Origin of the sequence: Faecalibacterium sp. An122, assembly GCF_002160895.1 — a bacterium.
Classification (GTDB): domain Bacteria; phylum Bacillota; class Clostridia; order Oscillospirales; family Ruminococcaceae; genus Faecalibacterium.
This window is the reverse complement of sequence record NZ_NFLL01000025.1, coordinates 25536-40327: the sequence shown is the minus strand read 5'-3', so window position 1 is coordinate 40327 and position 14792 is coordinate 25536. Positions and strand designations below refer to the sequence as shown.

General features: G+C 61.2%; 12 protein-coding genes. 8 read left to right on the top strand and 4 right to left on the bottom strand.

Going from position 1 to position 14792, the window contains the following annotated elements:
- Positions 1-340: 340 nt before the first annotated feature.
- The 4 genes from B5E67_RS12385 to prmA all read right to left on the bottom strand — a co-directional run bounded on the left by B5E67_RS12385 (position 341) and on the right by prmA (position 5763).
- Complete coding sequence (locus B5E67_RS12385) at positions 341-1996, bottom strand: putative PEP-binding protein (protein WP_087385535.1); 1656 nt, start codon at positions 1994-1996, stop codon at positions 341-343.
- Positions 1993-3165: a patatin-like phospholipase family protein gene (locus B5E67_RS12380; protein ID WP_087385534.1), complete on the bottom strand. Its 1173-nt coding sequence runs from the start codon at positions 3163-3165 to the stop codon at positions 1993-1995. The genes B5E67_RS12385 and B5E67_RS12380 overlap by 4 nt, the downstream gene beginning before the upstream one ends.
- Positions 3166-4068: 903 nt before the next feature.
- Entirely contained in the window at positions 4069-4818 is a 750-nt protein-coding gene (locus tag B5E67_RS12375; RefSeq protein ID WP_087247942.1) for a 16S rRNA (uracil(1498)-N(3))-methyltransferase, read from the bottom strand.
- Positions 4819-4848: 30 nt separating this feature from the next.
- On the bottom strand, positions 4849-5763 hold the full coding sequence (prmA, locus tag B5E67_RS12370) for a 50S ribosomal protein L11 methyltransferase (RefSeq protein WP_087385533.1): 915 nt from the start codon (positions 5761-5763) through the stop codon (positions 4849-4851).
- Between the two features lie 600 nt (positions 5764-6363).
- Here prmA and B5E67_RS12365 point away from each other — a divergent pair.
- The 8 genes from B5E67_RS12365 (at position 6364) to phoU (ending at position 14660) form a co-directional block, all read left to right on the top strand.
- Positions 6364-7833 (top strand): PTS transporter subunit EIIC, encoded by a 1470-nt coding sequence (locus B5E67_RS12365; RefSeq protein ID WP_087385532.1) that lies wholly within the window; start codon positions 6364-6366, stop codon positions 7831-7833.
- A gap of 222 nt (positions 7834-8055) precedes the next feature.
- A complete protein-coding gene (gene nagB / locus B5E67_RS12360) occupies positions 8056-8784 on the top strand; it encodes a glucosamine-6-phosphate deaminase (RefSeq protein ID WP_087385531.1) in 729 nt (242 codons plus the stop codon).
- Positions 8785-8885: 101 nt separating this feature from the next.
- Positions 8886-10013 (top strand): N-acetylglucosamine-6-phosphate deacetylase, encoded by a 1128-nt coding sequence (gene nagA / locus B5E67_RS12355; RefSeq protein ID WP_087247950.1) that lies wholly within the window; start codon positions 8886-8888, stop codon positions 10011-10013.
- A gap of 350 nt (positions 10014-10363) precedes the next feature.
- Positions 10364-11272 (top strand): phosphate ABC transporter substrate-binding protein, encoded by a 909-nt coding sequence (locus B5E67_RS12350; RefSeq protein WP_087385530.1) that lies wholly within the window; start codon positions 10364-10366, stop codon positions 11270-11272.
- 201 nt (positions 11273-11473) lie between these two features.
- Positions 11474-12316 (top strand): phosphate ABC transporter permease subunit PstC, encoded by an 843-nt coding sequence (pstC, locus tag B5E67_RS12345; protein WP_087248010.1) that lies wholly within the window; start codon positions 11474-11476, stop codon positions 12314-12316.
- 31 nt (positions 12317-12347) lie between these two features.
- Positions 12348-13175 carry a phosphate ABC transporter permease PstA gene (gene pstA, locus B5E67_RS12340; protein ID WP_087248008.1) on the top strand — a complete coding sequence of 276 codons (828 nt, stop codon included), beginning with the start codon at positions 12348-12350 and terminating at the stop codon, positions 13173-13175.
- A 19-nt stretch (positions 13176-13194) separates the two neighbouring features.
- Positions 13195-13965, top strand: a complete 771-nt coding sequence (gene pstB, locus B5E67_RS12335) for a phosphate ABC transporter ATP-binding protein PstB (RefSeq protein WP_087247954.1) — start codon at positions 13195-13197, stop codon at positions 13963-13965.
- A 26-nt stretch (positions 13966-13991) separates the two neighbouring features.
- Positions 13992-14660, top strand: a complete 669-nt coding sequence (gene phoU, locus B5E67_RS12330; protein ID WP_087385529.1) for a phosphate signaling complex protein PhoU — start codon at positions 13992-13994, stop codon at positions 14658-14660.
- Positions 14661-14792 lie beyond the last annotated feature (132 nt).

Sequence of the window (14792 nt, the reverse complement as noted above, 5' to 3'; positions counted from 1 at the left end):
TGAATTTTTCCTCCTTAATGGTGTAAAAAGATAGAGACCCAAAACAGGTTCAAAGGAAGGTCCTTTCCTTTGTGTGCCTATAATACCATACCCCCCCCGGTGTCAAGACCCGATTTCAAGATTTTCCATTTTTGCTTTATTTTATATAGTTTGGAAAGGTCCATCTTGGATACAAGGCCATTTTTCTTGGGAAAGCCGGCCTTGTTTTTCGAGGCTTATTGCATATTTATTCATTGTTCGGGTTTTTCTGCAAAAAAGAAAAGCGCCTGTTTCCAGGCGCTTGAGCGGCGTTATGTAAGGATCGATCCAAAATGTATAACTCCAAAAGTTGTGCAGCGCGTCACCCCTGCTCGGGCGGACCCTCTCGGTCGGGGCGGGCCTCCGACTCCAGCAGGGCCTTTTTGACGCTGAGCAGGTTCTGGGGACCCATGGAGAAGCTGCGCAGGCCCATATGAAGGTACTGCACTGCGTTGGAGGAATCGCCCACCGCCAAACCGCAGATGGTGACGGGGATATGTCCGTTCTCGGCGGCATCCACCGTCATGCGGATCAGGCGGTACATGGCTTTGCTGGTGGGCTGGAAATAGCGCTCGGCGCTGGTGATTTCGCGGCCGGCGGCATGGGTGTACTGGGTCAGGTCGTTGGTGCCGATGACAAAGAACTGGCACCCGTGCCGGATGAAATCGTCAGCAGTCAGGCAGGCCGCCGGGATGCTGAGCATGATTCCGAAGGGCACGTCCGACTTATAGGGGACGCCCCGCTCGTCCAGGTTCTGGCGGCAATGGGCCACCAGCCGCATGGCGGCATCCCAGTCCTCCACGTTGGTGACCATGGGGAACACGATTCGCAGCGGGCCCCGGGTACCGGCCCGCATGAGGGCGCGGATCTGGGCCTCGAAATTGCGGGGGCTGCGCAGGCTGCTGCGGATGCCCCGCATCCCCAGATGGGCCGACTGGTCCCCGCGGTAGACATTGGAGAGGGTGCGGTCGGAACCAAAGTCAAAAGTCCGCACCGTAATGGGTTTGCCGCCGGCGGCGGCAATACAGGCTGTATAATAAAAGTACTGTTCCTGCTCGTCAAAGGTATCGCCGGCCAGAATCTGATAGTCACTGCGCAGCAGGCCCACGCCGGCGGCGCCCGACTGGATGGCGCTGTCGATGTCCTCAGGGCCAAAGCAGTTGGCCAGCAGCTCAAAGGGGGTGCCGTCCCGGGTGGTACAGGGCATATCCTGCAGCGGGGTTGCCAGATTGCCTTCCTCCTCCCGCTGGCCGGCACAGATGCGGGCCACCATCTGCTGGCGGGTATCTGCGTCAGGGTCCAGAATGCACGCCCCCTCGTCGGCGTCCAGCACCACAATACGGCCGTCGCAGTCGTCCAGGAAATCCCGTCCCACCTGCACCAGGCTGGGAATTTTGCGGGCGCGGGCAATGATGGCCGCATGGCTGAGGGCGCTGCCCTCGGATGTAATGATGCCCAGAATCATCCCCGCCGGAATGCTGAACAGGTCGCTGGGCATCAGCTGATCGGCGGCCAGAATCACCGGATGGTCCAGCGTCAGGCGCATCCGGGGCCGGTCGCACAAAATATTGATGACCCGCTGGGTGGCGTCCAGAATGTCCACATTGCGCAGCCGAAGATAGGTGTTGTCGGTCATGGCCAGGAGCTTGTCGGCATAGCGCTGGCCCACCCGGTTCATGGCCTCGGCCGCGCCGGTGCCCGCCTGGATATAGGAGTGAACCTCATTCAGAAAGCTTTCGTCCTCCAGCAGCATGCTCTGAAACCAGAAAATCGCCTGCTCGCTGGCGTCCGCCCGGTTGGCCATGGATTCCAGTTCACTCTGGGCGGTGCGGATCGCATCTTCCAGCAGCTGCATCTCTTTTTCCGGGTTTTGGGGATTGCGGTTGATGGAGGTTCTGTCCCGGTTGCTCTTGCTGATCAGGCTCACTTGGCCCAGCACCAGCCCGGACGAAACAGACACACCCTGGTATTTTTTCATGCGATCACCTCCGGCACAAGAGGCCCCGTCAGCGCGCGGCGGACAAGGGCTTGCAAAAACAAATGCGGCAGCAGCGCGGCCCGGGCGGCCAGCGCGCCGTTTCCGGTCCCGTCAAACAGCGGGTCAAAGGTGGCCAGCCGTTCCCCGTCGCAGGCGGCCAGGAAGGCCTCTCCCAGAGACTGTACCGTATACAGTTGGGTGGGTTCTACGCCGGCCTCCTCGGCGGCGGCCTCCAGCGGCGCCAGCGGCTCATCCTGCAGGTCGGCCAGGGCCAGAGCCAGCACGGCGGGAATATGGGCCGCCGGCCAGCGGTCTTTCACCAGATCCCGCAGAGGGTCAAACCGTCCCCGGAACTCTGCCGCCGCCTCGGCGCTGCCCACCAGGGAAATGGGATACGCATCGCCCCGCAGGCGGCCAAAGGCCCGCATGGTATCATAATAACCCAGCTCGATATTCCGGCGAGCCACATCGGGTTCAAACCGCAGGATATCCCCCAGTTCCCAATGGCTGCGGATCAGGGTGGTGGGCAGGCCGGTGCGGTTGGGTTTGGTGATGCCCACCCCTTCCAGATCCACGCAGACCAGTTCTTCCGCTCCCAGACGGGCCGCCAGGCCGGCGGGCATATTATCGGCGTAACCGCCGTCCAGGTATTCCACCCCGTCGATATTGCGGGCACGCAGTGCCGGGAAACAGGCCGACGACGCCAGCAGGTAGTCCTTCACCTTGCCCACGGGGATTTCTTCCAGGCTCAGTTCCCGGGGTTTCAGGCCCCGTTTTTCCACCGTCACCAGTCCAAACTTCACCGGCGACGCCCGCAGGGCCTCTTCGTCCAGAACCCGGCTGACAATTTCCTCCAGCGGGGTGACATCCAGTCCTCCCTCGGCCACAAACTGCCGCACCACTTCCCCCAAACCGCCCAGGCCGGTGCCGGGCGCAGGCAGTTCCATCACGTCGGAACTGCGGATGGACAGCCACATATCCCGAGCGGTCTCATACTGGCCCAAAACATACATGGCACCGTTGAGACAGCCCACACTGGTACCGGTGACCACATCGGCGGTCCAGCCCAGCTCATCCAGCGCGCGCCACACGCCCACCTGGTAGCTGCCCCGGGCTCCGCCGCCCGCCAGAACAAGGCCGCGGCAGGTCTTTTCTTCTGCTGCACCCATCTGCATTCCCTCCTTTGATGCGCGGCTGCATTCATGCCGTTTGGGGCCTGAGCGGTCCGCTGTGGATTCATTCCAAGATTTTATTGTTTAAGTATAGCATAAAAATGTTGCAATTTCTGTACCTTCCGCAACAGGCAAAATCTACAAATTTTTGATCTATTTTTTGTCACCCGGCTTTTTCGTGAAAAAGCCTTGCAAAAAGCTTTACTGGGTACCATCAACTCTAGCCGCTCTTTATGCCGTTTGTGAAGGTTGCAGACTATGCCGCGCTTACGTTAGGTCCGGCCTGCGGCCGGGTACGATGCAAACCACCTCATAGCCTGATTTTCTGAACCGCAGAAAAGCGGCCAAAACCAAACCAAAACCACACTTTAAAACAAAAAATCCCCGCCCCTGTGATGAACAGGAACGGGGATTTGTGTACTTATGAAACTTTCCATGTGCCAGAAAGCAGCACACCAAAACAAACTATAGATTCGGCCTCGCAAAACCCTGGACTCACCGAGGCGCAGCCCGGGAACCTGATAAAGCGGCTGAAACCTTGCCGCCGGCAGGGCTTTGTGAGGACCACAGCAGTCAGCGGTACCAGATGAAAAGCTTTTTGCCTGCTTTTTCTCAAAAAAGAGAAAATCAGGTTATGCTTGAGCCTTGCATCGTACCGGGGCGCAGCCCCAAACGCCGAGAGCGAGCCGGAGCGTAAAGGCCCCGCGGAACCTTGGGAGACCCGGAAAGTCTATGGTACACAGTGAATCCTCTTGCGCTTAGCCGGTTTTTGCGGCGCGCCACGGCGGGCGCTTGCAAAAATCGGAGCGCGGCGCCAGCTTCGGCTCGGCTGTTTCGTCCGCAGGACGCGCCGAGCCAAAGCTGCCTTTTGCCTACTTTTTCTCGAAAAAGTAGGTAGGGTTACTCGAGGTTTTGGGTGAGGGTCATGACCGAGGCCAGGACGGCCAGGGGCGCGGTCTCACAGCGGAGAATGCGGGGACCCAGGCCCACCGTTTTCGCGCCGGCGGCCGAGGCGGCCTCGGCTTCTTCGGCGGCAAAGCCGCCTTCGGCACCGGTAACGATGGCAATGCGCAGCGGCCGTCCCTCAGGGGCCGGCGTGTCGGCCAGCAGCTGGCGCAGGGGCGCGCCGCCGCATTCATAGCAAAACAGCACCAGGTCGTACTGGTCAAAGGTGCGGCAGACCGCTCCGAAATTGAGCAGCGGCATCCCTACGTCGGGCAAAATGCCCCGGCCGCACTGCTTGGCCGCCTCATAGGCGATGCGGTTGTAACGGACGTTCTTCTGGTCCTCTTTTTTGGGGGCCGCCACGCAGTAGCGGCTGAAAAAGGGAATGATGTGGCTGCATCCCAGCTCGACGCCGTGGCGGATGATCTGCTCCAGCTTGTCCTGCTTGGGATAGCCCGCCAGCAGGGTCACTTCCACGGTGGGCTCGGCCGCCGAAGGATACCCCTCCTGGATGGAGAACTCCACTTCGTCCTCCCCAAAGCCGGTGATGGTGGCGGTATACTCCACGGCGTTGCCGTCGCAGAGGATCACCTGATCCCCTGTCCTAGCCCGCATAACCCGGGCCAGGTGATGGGCATCGGCTCCCCGCAGAAAGGCCCGGCCCTCGGCGGGCCAGACATCGGTGGTAAAATAACGGTGCGGCATCTTGGTTTCTTCTCCTGTTGATCGGTAGGTTCAGGCGGCGGTGCAGACAAAGCAGACCCAGCCGCGCTTTTCTTTGCGCTCCTTCACCGCCAGGCCGGCAGCCTTCAGAGCAGCCTCCACCTCGTCGGCGCGGGTGTCAATGATTCCGCTGGCAATGAAATGTCCGCCGTCGGCCAGCAGTCCCGGCACCGCCGGGGACAGAGAGATGATGGCATTGGCCACGATGTTGGCGGTGACAATCTGATAGGTGCCGCTGGCCTGATCGGACAGGTCGCCCACCAGTCCGCGGAACCGGCTCTCCACCCCGTTGAGGGCGGCGTTTTCCACGGCGGTGCGGACCGCTACCGGGTCAATGTCCACGCCTTCGGCGCTGGCTGCCCCCAGCTTGAGGGCCGCAATGGCCAGAATGCCGCTGCCGGTGCCGATATCCAGCATCCGCTCGCCGCCCTGGACCAGCTCGTCCAGCGCCTCCATGCAGAGGCCGGTGGTCTCATGGCCGCCGGTGCCGAAGGCCAGGCCCGGGTCCAGCAGCAGCTTGACCCGGTCGGTGTCGTACTCCTGCCAGGAGGGCACCACCGCCAGGCGCCGGCCGATCTCCAGCGGATGATAGTACTTCCGCCAGCCGTTCTGCCAGTCCTCCTGCTCTACCCCTTCGGTTTCCACCGTATAGGCGATGCCGGCGGCCTCCATCCGGGCCTCGATGGCCGCCAGGGTCTCGGCAGGCTGGGCCCCCGGCTCCAGATAAATATGAATAATCACCACGTCCCGGGGCTTTTCCAGCAGCTCGGGCTCGATGAGGTCCACATGGGCGATCTCCGCCACCTGCTGCTCAATGTCGCTGTAGTCCTCAATGTAGATGCCGCCCTCGGCGATCATGGTTGCAGCCGCTTCGGCCAGCTCGGCGTCCTTCTGGGCCACCGTCACTCGGATGTCCGTCCATTCCATTGTATATGCCTCCTGTCAAACATAATCTGGTTTTGTCCTGTAATATGATAAGGTGAATGCCGCCGGCCGGAACAGCCGGGGTCCCTTCTTTCCTGTTTTGTCCCGGCTCGCCGGCGGGCGGCGCTCCGCCTCCGTGCGTCCGTGTCCGTTTGTCCTGTCCGTCAACGCAGCCCAAAGCCCATCCGCGCCCAGCAGGCTCCTCCGGGTTCAAGAATCATGTCCTTGTCCCCACGCGCAGCGTGCACTTCCAGATACAATAATCATGTATAGCTATTATACCACAACCCCCTTCGTCCGGTCACCCCCAAACCGCACCTATTCAGTTTGGTGCATCTTTATTCGCTCGAAGTTGAATATTTTTCATACCTTCGTCAATCCTTTTCCCGCAAAAATAAAACCGGCTGTATTTTTTTCGATATTCATGCAATTCGTCCAAAAATTTTTTCATTTTCCAGAAAATCTATAGCTTTTCTTTGACAAATGTGCTACAATGTTGTTACACAAGTGTGAACACGTTGGCAACCAGAAGCGTGTTTGCACGCCCTTTATTTTTCATAGAGGCGGCGGTTACCGCCTCGCGCACAAGGGAGGATATCACTTATGATGAAGTACCTGCAAAAACTGGGCAAGTCTCTGATGCTGCCCGTCGCAGTGCTGCCCATCTGCGGTCTGCTGATGGGTATCGGCTATGCGCTGTGTCCGTCTACCATGCAGGGCGGCTCGGTCGAGGGTCTGACTCAGATCATCGGCTTCCTGCTGGTGAAGGCCGGCGGCGCTCTGATCGACAATATGCAAATCCTGTTCGTCATCGGCGTTGCAGTCGGCATGGCCGATGAGCCGGACGGCACCCCCGCTCTGGCTGGCCTGGCCTCCTGGCTGATGGTCCAGCAGCTGCTGAGCGTTGGCGTGGTCACCACCATTATGCCCAGCATCGTGGAAGGTTCCACCCAGTACATCGCTTTCAGCAAGATCTCCAACCCCTTCATCGGCATTCTGTGCGGCCTGATCGGTGCCTGGTCCTACAACCGCTTTAAGACCATGCAGCTGCCCGACTTCCTGGCCTTCTTCAGCGGCAAGCGCTTCGTCGCCATGGCCGCTGCCGTGGTCTCGATTCTGGCCTCTGTGGTCCTGCTGTTCGTCTGGCCTCTGGTCTTCGGCGGTCTGGTTGCCGTGGGCGACGCCATCGTCGGCCTGGGCGCATTCGGCGCTGGCATCTACGCTTTCCTGAACCGTCTGCTGATCCCCATCGGCATGCACCACGCTCTGAACAACGTGTTCTGGTTTGACACCATCGGCCTGGGCGACCTGACCAACTTCTGGGCAGGCAAGACCAGCGCTGACGTCACCTGGAGCCTGGGCATGTACATGTCCGGCTTCTTCCCCTGCATGATGTTCGGTGTCCCGGCTGCTGCTGCCGCCATGATCGCCACCGCCAAGAACAAGAAGGCTGCTGCCGGCCTGCTGATCTCCACTGCAGTCTGTGCTTTCGTCTGCGGCGTTACCGAGCCCTTCGAGTTCTCCTTCATGTTCGTGGCATTCCCCCTGTACGTCGTGTACGCCCTGCTGTACGGCGTCATGACCGTCATCACCTACTACAGCGGCTTCCGCGCAGGCTTCTCCTTCTCGGCTGGTGCAACGGACCTGGTCTTCTCCGCTTCGCTGCCCGCTGCTGAAAAGACCTGGATGATCCTGCCTCTGGGCCTGCTGGCTGCTGTTCTGTTCTTCATTGCCTTCTACGTCCTGATCAAGACCTTTGATTTCAAGACTCCGGGCCGTGAGGACGAGGATGAGAACACCGACGCAGAGAAGAAGGTTGTGCTGGCCAACAACAACTACACCCAGGTCGCTGCGGGCGTCCTGGCAGCTGTGGGCGGCAAGGGCAACATCAAGAATGTTGAGTACTGCGCAACCCGTCTGCGTTTCGAGATCAACGACTACACCGCCGTTGATGAAAAGGCCGTTAAGAATGCAGGTGCTGCCGGCGTTGTCCGTCCCAGCAAGAACGCCTGCCAGGTCATCATCGGACCCAAGGTGCAGTTCGTTTACGATGAACTGAAGAAGATGCTCTGAGAGCGGCCGGCTCTCTGAGCCATCGCCGCCCCACTCATCCCATTCCCATGTAAACCGGCGGGGACTGGTTGCCCCGTCTCCCCTTTCATAGCCGCCGAGGGCGGGCCGAACAGCCCTGCTTTCGGCGGCTCCTTTTTGTCACAGTCTGTCCATACAGATGTGTTATAATGGAATTATCCAAAACGTGAGCAGGAACACACCCTGAAACGGAGGTTTATCCCTATGAAGATCATTCGCGCAAAGGATTACAAAGACATGTCCCGCAAGGCCGCCAACATCATCTCGGCCCAGGTCATCATGAAGCCGGCCTGTGTGCTGGGCCTGGCCACCGGCGGCACCCCCGTGGGCACCTACGCCCAGCTGATCGACTGGTACAACAAGGGCGACCTGGACTTCTCCGAGGTCACCACCGTCAACCTGGACGAGTACCGCGGCCTGCCCCGCACCCACGAGCAGAGCTACTGGTACTTCATGCAGAAGAACCTGTTCGAGCACGTGAACGTCCGTCCCGACCACATCCATGTGCCGGACGGCTCCAACCCCGACGCCGAGGCAGCCTGCCGCGAGTATGACCAGATCATCCGCGACGTGGGCGGCATCGACCTGCAGCTGCTGGGCATCGGCATCGACGGTCACATCGGCTTCAACGAGCCGGGCGAGGCCTTCGAGCTGGGCACCCACTGCGTGGACCTGACCGAGAGCACCATCGAGGCCAACAAGCGCTTCTTTGACGGCAACGAGGCTCTGGTTCCCCGCCAGGCCTACACCATGGGCATCAAGACCATCATGCAGGCCCGCAAGGTCCTGATGGTGGCCAATGGCGCCAACAAGGCCGAGATCATCAAGAAGGCTTTCTTCGGCCCGGTCACCCCCGAGCTCCCGGCTTCCATCCTGCAGATGCACCCCGACTTCATCCTGGTGGGCGACGAGGAGGCTCTGAGCCTGGTCTGATCCCACTGCACCGCCGTTTTGCGGCGGATTGATTCGCTCCCCGGCCCAGGCGGTCCCAGCGGGACAAGCCGGCCTGCGGGAGCGGCAGGAGGTATTTCCCCATGATCCTGAAAAACGCTCTCATCTATACCCCCGAGCACACCTTTGTTCCCGGGGACCTGGCCGTCCGTGACGGCCGCATCGTCACCGATCTGACCCCCCAGCCCGGGGAAGAGGTCATCGACGCCGGCGGGCTGTACGCCCTGCCCGGCCTGCTGGACCTCCACTTCCACGGCGCCATGGGCCATGATTTCTGTGACGCCAGCGAGGAGGCCATTCAGGCCCTGGCCGATTTCGAGGCCAGCCGCGGCATCCTGGCCATCTGCCCCGCCACCATGACCTATTCCGAAGAGATTCTGAACGGCGTCATGGACGCAGCCGCCGCCCACAAGAACGGCCGCGGCGCCGACCTGGTGGGCATCAACATGGAGGGCCCCTTCATCAGCCCCCAGAAGCTGGGCGCCCAGAACCCCGCTTATCTCCACGGCCCCGATGTAGGGATGTTCCGCCGTCTGCAGAAGCGGTCGGGCGGCCTCATCAAGCTGGTGGACATCGCCCCCGAGGTGGAGGGCGCGCTGGACTTCATCGCCCAGTGCAAGGACGAGGTGCGGATTTCCATTGCCCACACCTGCACCGATTACGCCACCGCCATCCAGGCCTTTGACGCCGGCGCCAGCCACATGACCCACCTCTACAACGCCATGCCCGGCATCTCCCACCGGGAGCCCGGCCCCATCATTGCAGCCCTGGAAAAGCATGCCGAGGTGGAGCTCATCACCGACAACATCCACATTCATCCCGCCATGGTCCGGTTCACCTTCAACACCTTTGGAGACGACCGGGTGATCCTGATTGCCGACAGCATGATGGCCTGCGGCCTGCCCGACGGCCAGTACAGCCTGGGCGGCCAGGCGGTCACCGTCACCGGTCCTCGGGCTACCCTGACCGAGAACCCCGGCGTCATCGCCGGCAGCGCTACCTGCCTGTATGACTGCATGAAGCGGGCCGTCCTGGATATGGGCGTGCCTCTGGAGAGCGCCGTCCGCGCCGCCTCCGAGAACCCTGCCAAGAGCATCGGTCTGGAGGCCGACTACGGTTCTCTGGCTCCCGGCCGCTACGGCAACATCATTTTGGCGGACAAGGCCCTGAACATCCAGTCCGTCATCCAGAAGGGCGTCCGGATCGTCTGATCCCACTCCGCCCCCGCAAAACCCTGAACCCATCCCGGCGAACGGCAGCGTTCGCCGGGATTTTGTTTTGGGCCGCGGGGGCGTTTCGTCTTTTTGTCGGGGCAAAAGGCCCGATTTTCTCCACTTTCACGGGAAATGTAAAATTCAGGGCTATTCTTTTGGCCCCGATTTTACCTTTTCTTTTCTTTTCGGCAAAACCACCGCCCAAAACTTTACGTGAATTTTCCCTGGTCATGGTCGCAGCCGAGGCGGTTTGGTTGTACAATGGGGTCGTTCCGAGAGGAAAGCAAAAAGAAAAAGATCGCCGGGCCGACACATTCCCGGTGCTGTGATTTTGGAGGAAAATTCCTATGAAAAAGATCAATCGTCGTTCCTTCCTGGCCGTTTGCGGCGCTGCGGCTGTGGCCGGCGTTCTGACCGCCTGCGGCAGCTCTTCCAGCTCCACCGCTGCTTCGTCTGCTGTGTCTTCCACCGCTTCTTCCACTGCTTCTTCCGCCGCTGCCGGTGATCTGAGCAGCCTGTCCGGCAAGATCGCCACCGGCGGTTCCACCTCGATGAACAGCGTCATCGAGGCTCTGACCGAGGGCTTCGCCGAGGTCGCTCCCAACGTCACCATCAGCTACGATCCCACCGGTTCGGGCGCTGGCATCACCGGTGCTGTGGAGCAGACCCTGGACATCGGCCTGGCTTCCCGCGGCCTGCACGACGATGAGACCGGCGTCACCGCCACCACCGTCGCCCTGGACGGCATCGCCATCGTGGTCAACAACGAGAGCGCTGTGTCCGACCTGACCGTGGATCAGCTGGCTCAGATCTTCACCAAGGAAATCACCAACTGGTCCGAGGTTGGCGGCGAGGACGGCGAGATCGTTGTCATCGGCCGTGAGGCTGGTTCCGGCACCCGCGACGGCTTCGAGAGCATCGTGGGCGTGGAGGATGCTTGCCAGTACGATCAGGAGCTGACCGCTACCGGCGCTGTCATCTCCGCTGTGGCTTCCAACCCTCTGGCCATCGGCTACGCTTCCCTGTCCGCTGTGGGCGACACCGTCAAGACCCTGACCGTCGGCGGCGTTGAGTGCAGCGAGGCCACCGTTCTGGATGGTACTTATGAGGTCCAGCGTCCCTTCAACTTCATCACCAACGACTCCGTGGAGCAGTCCGACGCTATCAAGGCCTTCATCGAGTTCGCTACCAGCGAGGATGCTGCTGAGCTGATCCGTCTGGCCGGCGCTGTGCCCCTGGTTGACGCCCAGGGCTAAGCCCAACCAAAGCCCGGGTCTTAAATCCTGAGATACTCCGCCTGGGTCCATGCGGTCCCAGGCGGTTTTTGGGAGTAGACCGCCGTTTTGCATCCTGATACCATGGGGGTTACTATGAAACAGCAAGACTCCGCTTCCGGCGCCGTCGTCCGGAAAAAATTCAACAAGCCCCACAATGCAGCCGAATGGCTGGAGCTGGTGATGAACGTCATCTTCTTCCTGTGCGGCATTCTGGCCATCGGCTGCGTGGCCCTGATTACCGTGTACATGGTGATCTCGGGTCTGCCGGCCATCGGCCAGATCGGCGTTGTGGAATTCCTCTTCGGCCAGAAATGGGCCTCGACCGCCGCCGAGCCTTCCTTCGGCATCCTGCCCTTCATCCTGTCCAGCGTGTATGGCACCCTGGGCGCCATCCTCATCGGCATCCCCATCGGCCTGCTCACCGCCGTTTTCCTCTCCAAGGCCGCCACGCCCAAGCTGCGCACGGCAGCCACCTCGGCCATTGAGCTACTGTCCGGCATTCCCAGCGTTATCTTCGGCCTGCTGGGCATGCAGCTGCTGGTCCCCGCTGTGGCCGCGGCCTTTGGCCGGGCCTCCGGCGCCTGCCTCCTGACCGCCATCCTGGTGCTGTCCATCATGATCCTGCCCAGCATTGTCTCGGTGTCGGTGACGGCCCTCAACGCCGTCCCCCGGGAGTACGAGGAGGGCAGCCTGGCTCTGGGCGCCACCGAGGCGGAGACCTGGTTCAAGGTCAGCGTCCCGGCCGCCAAGAGCGGCATTGCCGCCGGCATCGTTCTGGGCATTGGCCGCGCCGTGGGCGAGGCCATGGCCGTCATGATGGTGGCCGGCAACAGCCCCAACATGCCCGGCCTGTTCAAGAGCGTCACCTTCCTGACCACCGCCATTGCCAAGGAAATGAGTTATGCCAGCGGCCTGCAGCGTCAGGCACTGTTCAGCATCGGCCTGATCCTGTTCCTGTTCATCATGGCCATCAACCTGGTCCTCAACTTCTTCCTGAAAGGAGGCCGCAACGGTGAAAAGTAATCGCTACGCTGATTTTTCTCCCTCCCGCCGCCTGTGGAACCAGTTCTTCACCTGCGCGGTATGGATTGCCGCCGTCCTGGTGATTGCGCTGGTGGTGGGCATCATCGGCATGGTTCTGGTGCGGGGTCTGCCCCACGTCAGCTGGACCTTCCTCACCACCACCTCCAGCATCCTGCGGGGCACCAACGGCATCCTGCCCGCCATCCTGAACACCCTGTACATCATTCTTTTGACCCTGATTATCGTCCTGCCCCTGGGCGTGGGCGCCGCCGTCTATCTGACCGAGTACGCCACCAACCGCCGCCTGATCTCGATGATTGAGTTCACCAACGAGACCCTGGCCGGCATCCCCAGCATCATCTACGGCCTGGTTGGCATGCTGGTCTTTGCCCAGACCCTGGGCTTCCAGACCAGCCTGCTGTCGGGCAGCCTGACCCTGGTCATCATGACCCTGCCCACCATCATCCGCACCACCCAGGAGTCCCTCAAGACCGTTCCCATGGGCTACCGCGAGGGCGCTCTGGGCCTAGGCGCCGGCAAATGGCACATCATCCGCACCATCGTGCTGCCCTGCAGCATCGACGGCATTGTCACCGGCTGCATCCTGGCCATCGGCCGTATCGTAGGCGAGAGCGCGGCCCTGCTGTTCACCGCCGGCGCAGCCCAGGTCATCGCCGGCAACATCATCGAGGCCTACACCTCCAACGGCGCGACCCTGTCGGTTCTGCTGTATCTGCGGGCCTTTGAAAACGGCGACTTCGACTCCGCCTGGGGCATCGGCGCCGTCCTGCTGATTCTGGTTCTGGTCATCAACATTGCCGCCCGCCTGGCCAAGAAGCATCTCCGCCAAAAGGGCTGATTGAATGAGGTAAAACGATATGGAAACGCAAAACACCACCCCTGTTATTTCGGCGAAGAACCTGAACCTCTGGTACGGTGACTTCAAGGCCCTCAAGTCCATCTCTCTGGACGTGGGCGAGCGGGAAATCACCGCTCTGATCGGACCCTCGGGCTGCGGCAAGTCCACCTTTCTGAAAACGCTGAACCGGATGAACGACCTGGTGCCGGGCATCCGCATCGAGGGCGACGTCACCCTGCGTGGTGAGGACATCTTTGGACCCAACATGGTCCTCACCACCCTGCGCCGCCGCGTGGGCATGGTCTTCCAGAAGGCCAACCCCTTCCCCATGAGCATCTACGACAACATCACCTATGGTCCCAAGCTCCACGGCGTGCGCAAAAAGGAAGAGCTGGACGAGATCGTGGAGAGCAGCCTGCGGGGTGCCGCTCTGTGGGACGAGGTGAAAGACCGCCTGAAAAAGAGCGCTCTGGGCCTGTCGGGCGGCCAGCAGCAGCGTCTGTGCATTGCCCGCGCCCTGGCCGTCAAGCCCGAGGTCCTGCTGATGGATGAGCCCACCAGCGCCCTGGACCCCGGCTCCACCATGAAGGTGGAGGAGCTGATGAGCGAGCTGAAGAAGAACTACACCGTGGTCATCGTCACCCACAACATGCAGCAGGCCGCCCGTATCAGCGACCGCACCGCCTTCTTCCTGCTGGGCGAACTGGTGGAGGTGGGTCCCACCAGCGAGATCTTCAGCACCCCCGCAGACAAGCGGACCGAGGATTATATCTCTGGCCGGTTCGGCTAATGGGTTGATGAGAAAGGAGAAAACCTATGAGCATTCGCAAGCAGTATGATGAGGCGCTGACCGAGCTGAACCAGGCTCTGGCCGAGATGGGCCAGGCCTGCGCCGACGCAGTGGAAAACGCCATGGAAGCTCTGGCCTCCACCGACGCCGCCGCCGCCGCCCAGATCATCCGGGACGACAGCCAGATCAACGAGATGGAGCACGACATCGAGCACCGCTGCATGGTGCTGCTGCTCCGCCAGCAGCCGGTGGCCGGGGACCTGCGCCGGATCTCCGCCGCCATGAAGGTCATCACCGACCTGGAGCGGATCGGCGATCACGCTGCGGACATCGCCGAGATCATGCCCCACCTGTTCACCTCCCGCAAGGCCGGCGACCCCGCCGTCAGCGACGCCATCCGGATGGGCCAGAAGGCCCACAAGATGGTGGTGGACGCCCTGGCAGCCTTCCAGGCCGAGGACATGAACGCCGCCCAGAAGGTGATTGCCGACGACGACGAGGTGGACTACGACTTCAACGCCGTCAAGCGGACCCTGGCCGAGGAGATTGCGGCCAATCCCGGCCAGGTGGACGCCGCCCTGGATCTGCTGATGGTCATCAAGTACCTGGAGCGGATCGCCGACCACGCCGTCAACGTGGCCGAATGGGTCCAGTTCACCCGCACCGGCCTGTACAAAAACGAGAACCTCTTCTGATCTTTTTCAAAACGGACCCTCTGGTCCGGCGGCCTGCCGCGCATGCGGCGGGCCGTTTTTTGCGCTTTTGGGGGCTGCGCCGTGGAAAAGGACCTTATTTTTGTACAGATTATGAGCAATCTGTTTCCTGCC

Excerpts from the sequence above, each read along its gene's own strand:
- B5E67_RS12385 (WP_087385535.1), bottom strand. The coding sequence starts at position 1,996 with ATGAAAAAATACCAGGGTGTGTCTGTTTCGTCCGGGCTGGTGCTGGGC.
- B5E67_RS12380 (WP_087385534.1), bottom strand. The coding sequence starts at position 3,165 with ATGGGTGCAGCAGAAGAAAAGACCTGCCGCGGCCTTGTTCTGGCGGGC.
- B5E67_RS12375 (WP_087247942.1), bottom strand. The coding sequence starts at position 4,818 with ATGCCGCACCGTTATTTTACCACCGATGTCTGGCCCGCCGAGGGCCGG.
- prmA (WP_087385533.1), bottom strand. The coding sequence starts at position 5,763 with ATGGAATGGACGGACATCCGAGTGACGGTGGCCCAGAAGGACGCCGAG.
- B5E67_RS12365 (WP_087385532.1), top strand. The coding sequence starts at position 6,364 with ATGATGAAGTACCTGCAAAAACTGGGCAAGTCTCTGATGCTGCCCGTC.
- nagB (WP_087385531.1), top strand. The coding sequence starts at position 8,056 with ATGAAGATCATTCGCGCAAAGGATTACAAAGACATGTCCCGCAAGGCC.
- nagA (WP_087247950.1), top strand. The coding sequence starts at position 8,886 with ATGATCCTGAAAAACGCTCTCATCTATACCCCCGAGCACACCTTTGTT.
- B5E67_RS12350 (WP_087385530.1), top strand. The coding sequence starts at position 10,364 with ATGAAAAAGATCAATCGTCGTTCCTTCCTGGCCGTTTGCGGCGCTGCG.
- pstC (WP_087248010.1), top strand. The coding sequence starts at position 11,474 with ATGAACGTCATCTTCTTCCTGTGCGGCATTCTGGCCATCGGCTGCGTG.
- pstB (WP_087247954.1), top strand. The coding sequence starts at position 13,195 with ATGGAAACGCAAAACACCACCCCTGTTATTTCGGCGAAGAACCTGAAC.
- phoU (WP_087385529.1), top strand. The coding sequence starts at position 13,992 with ATGAGCATTCGCAAGCAGTATGATGAGGCGCTGACCGAGCTGAACCAG.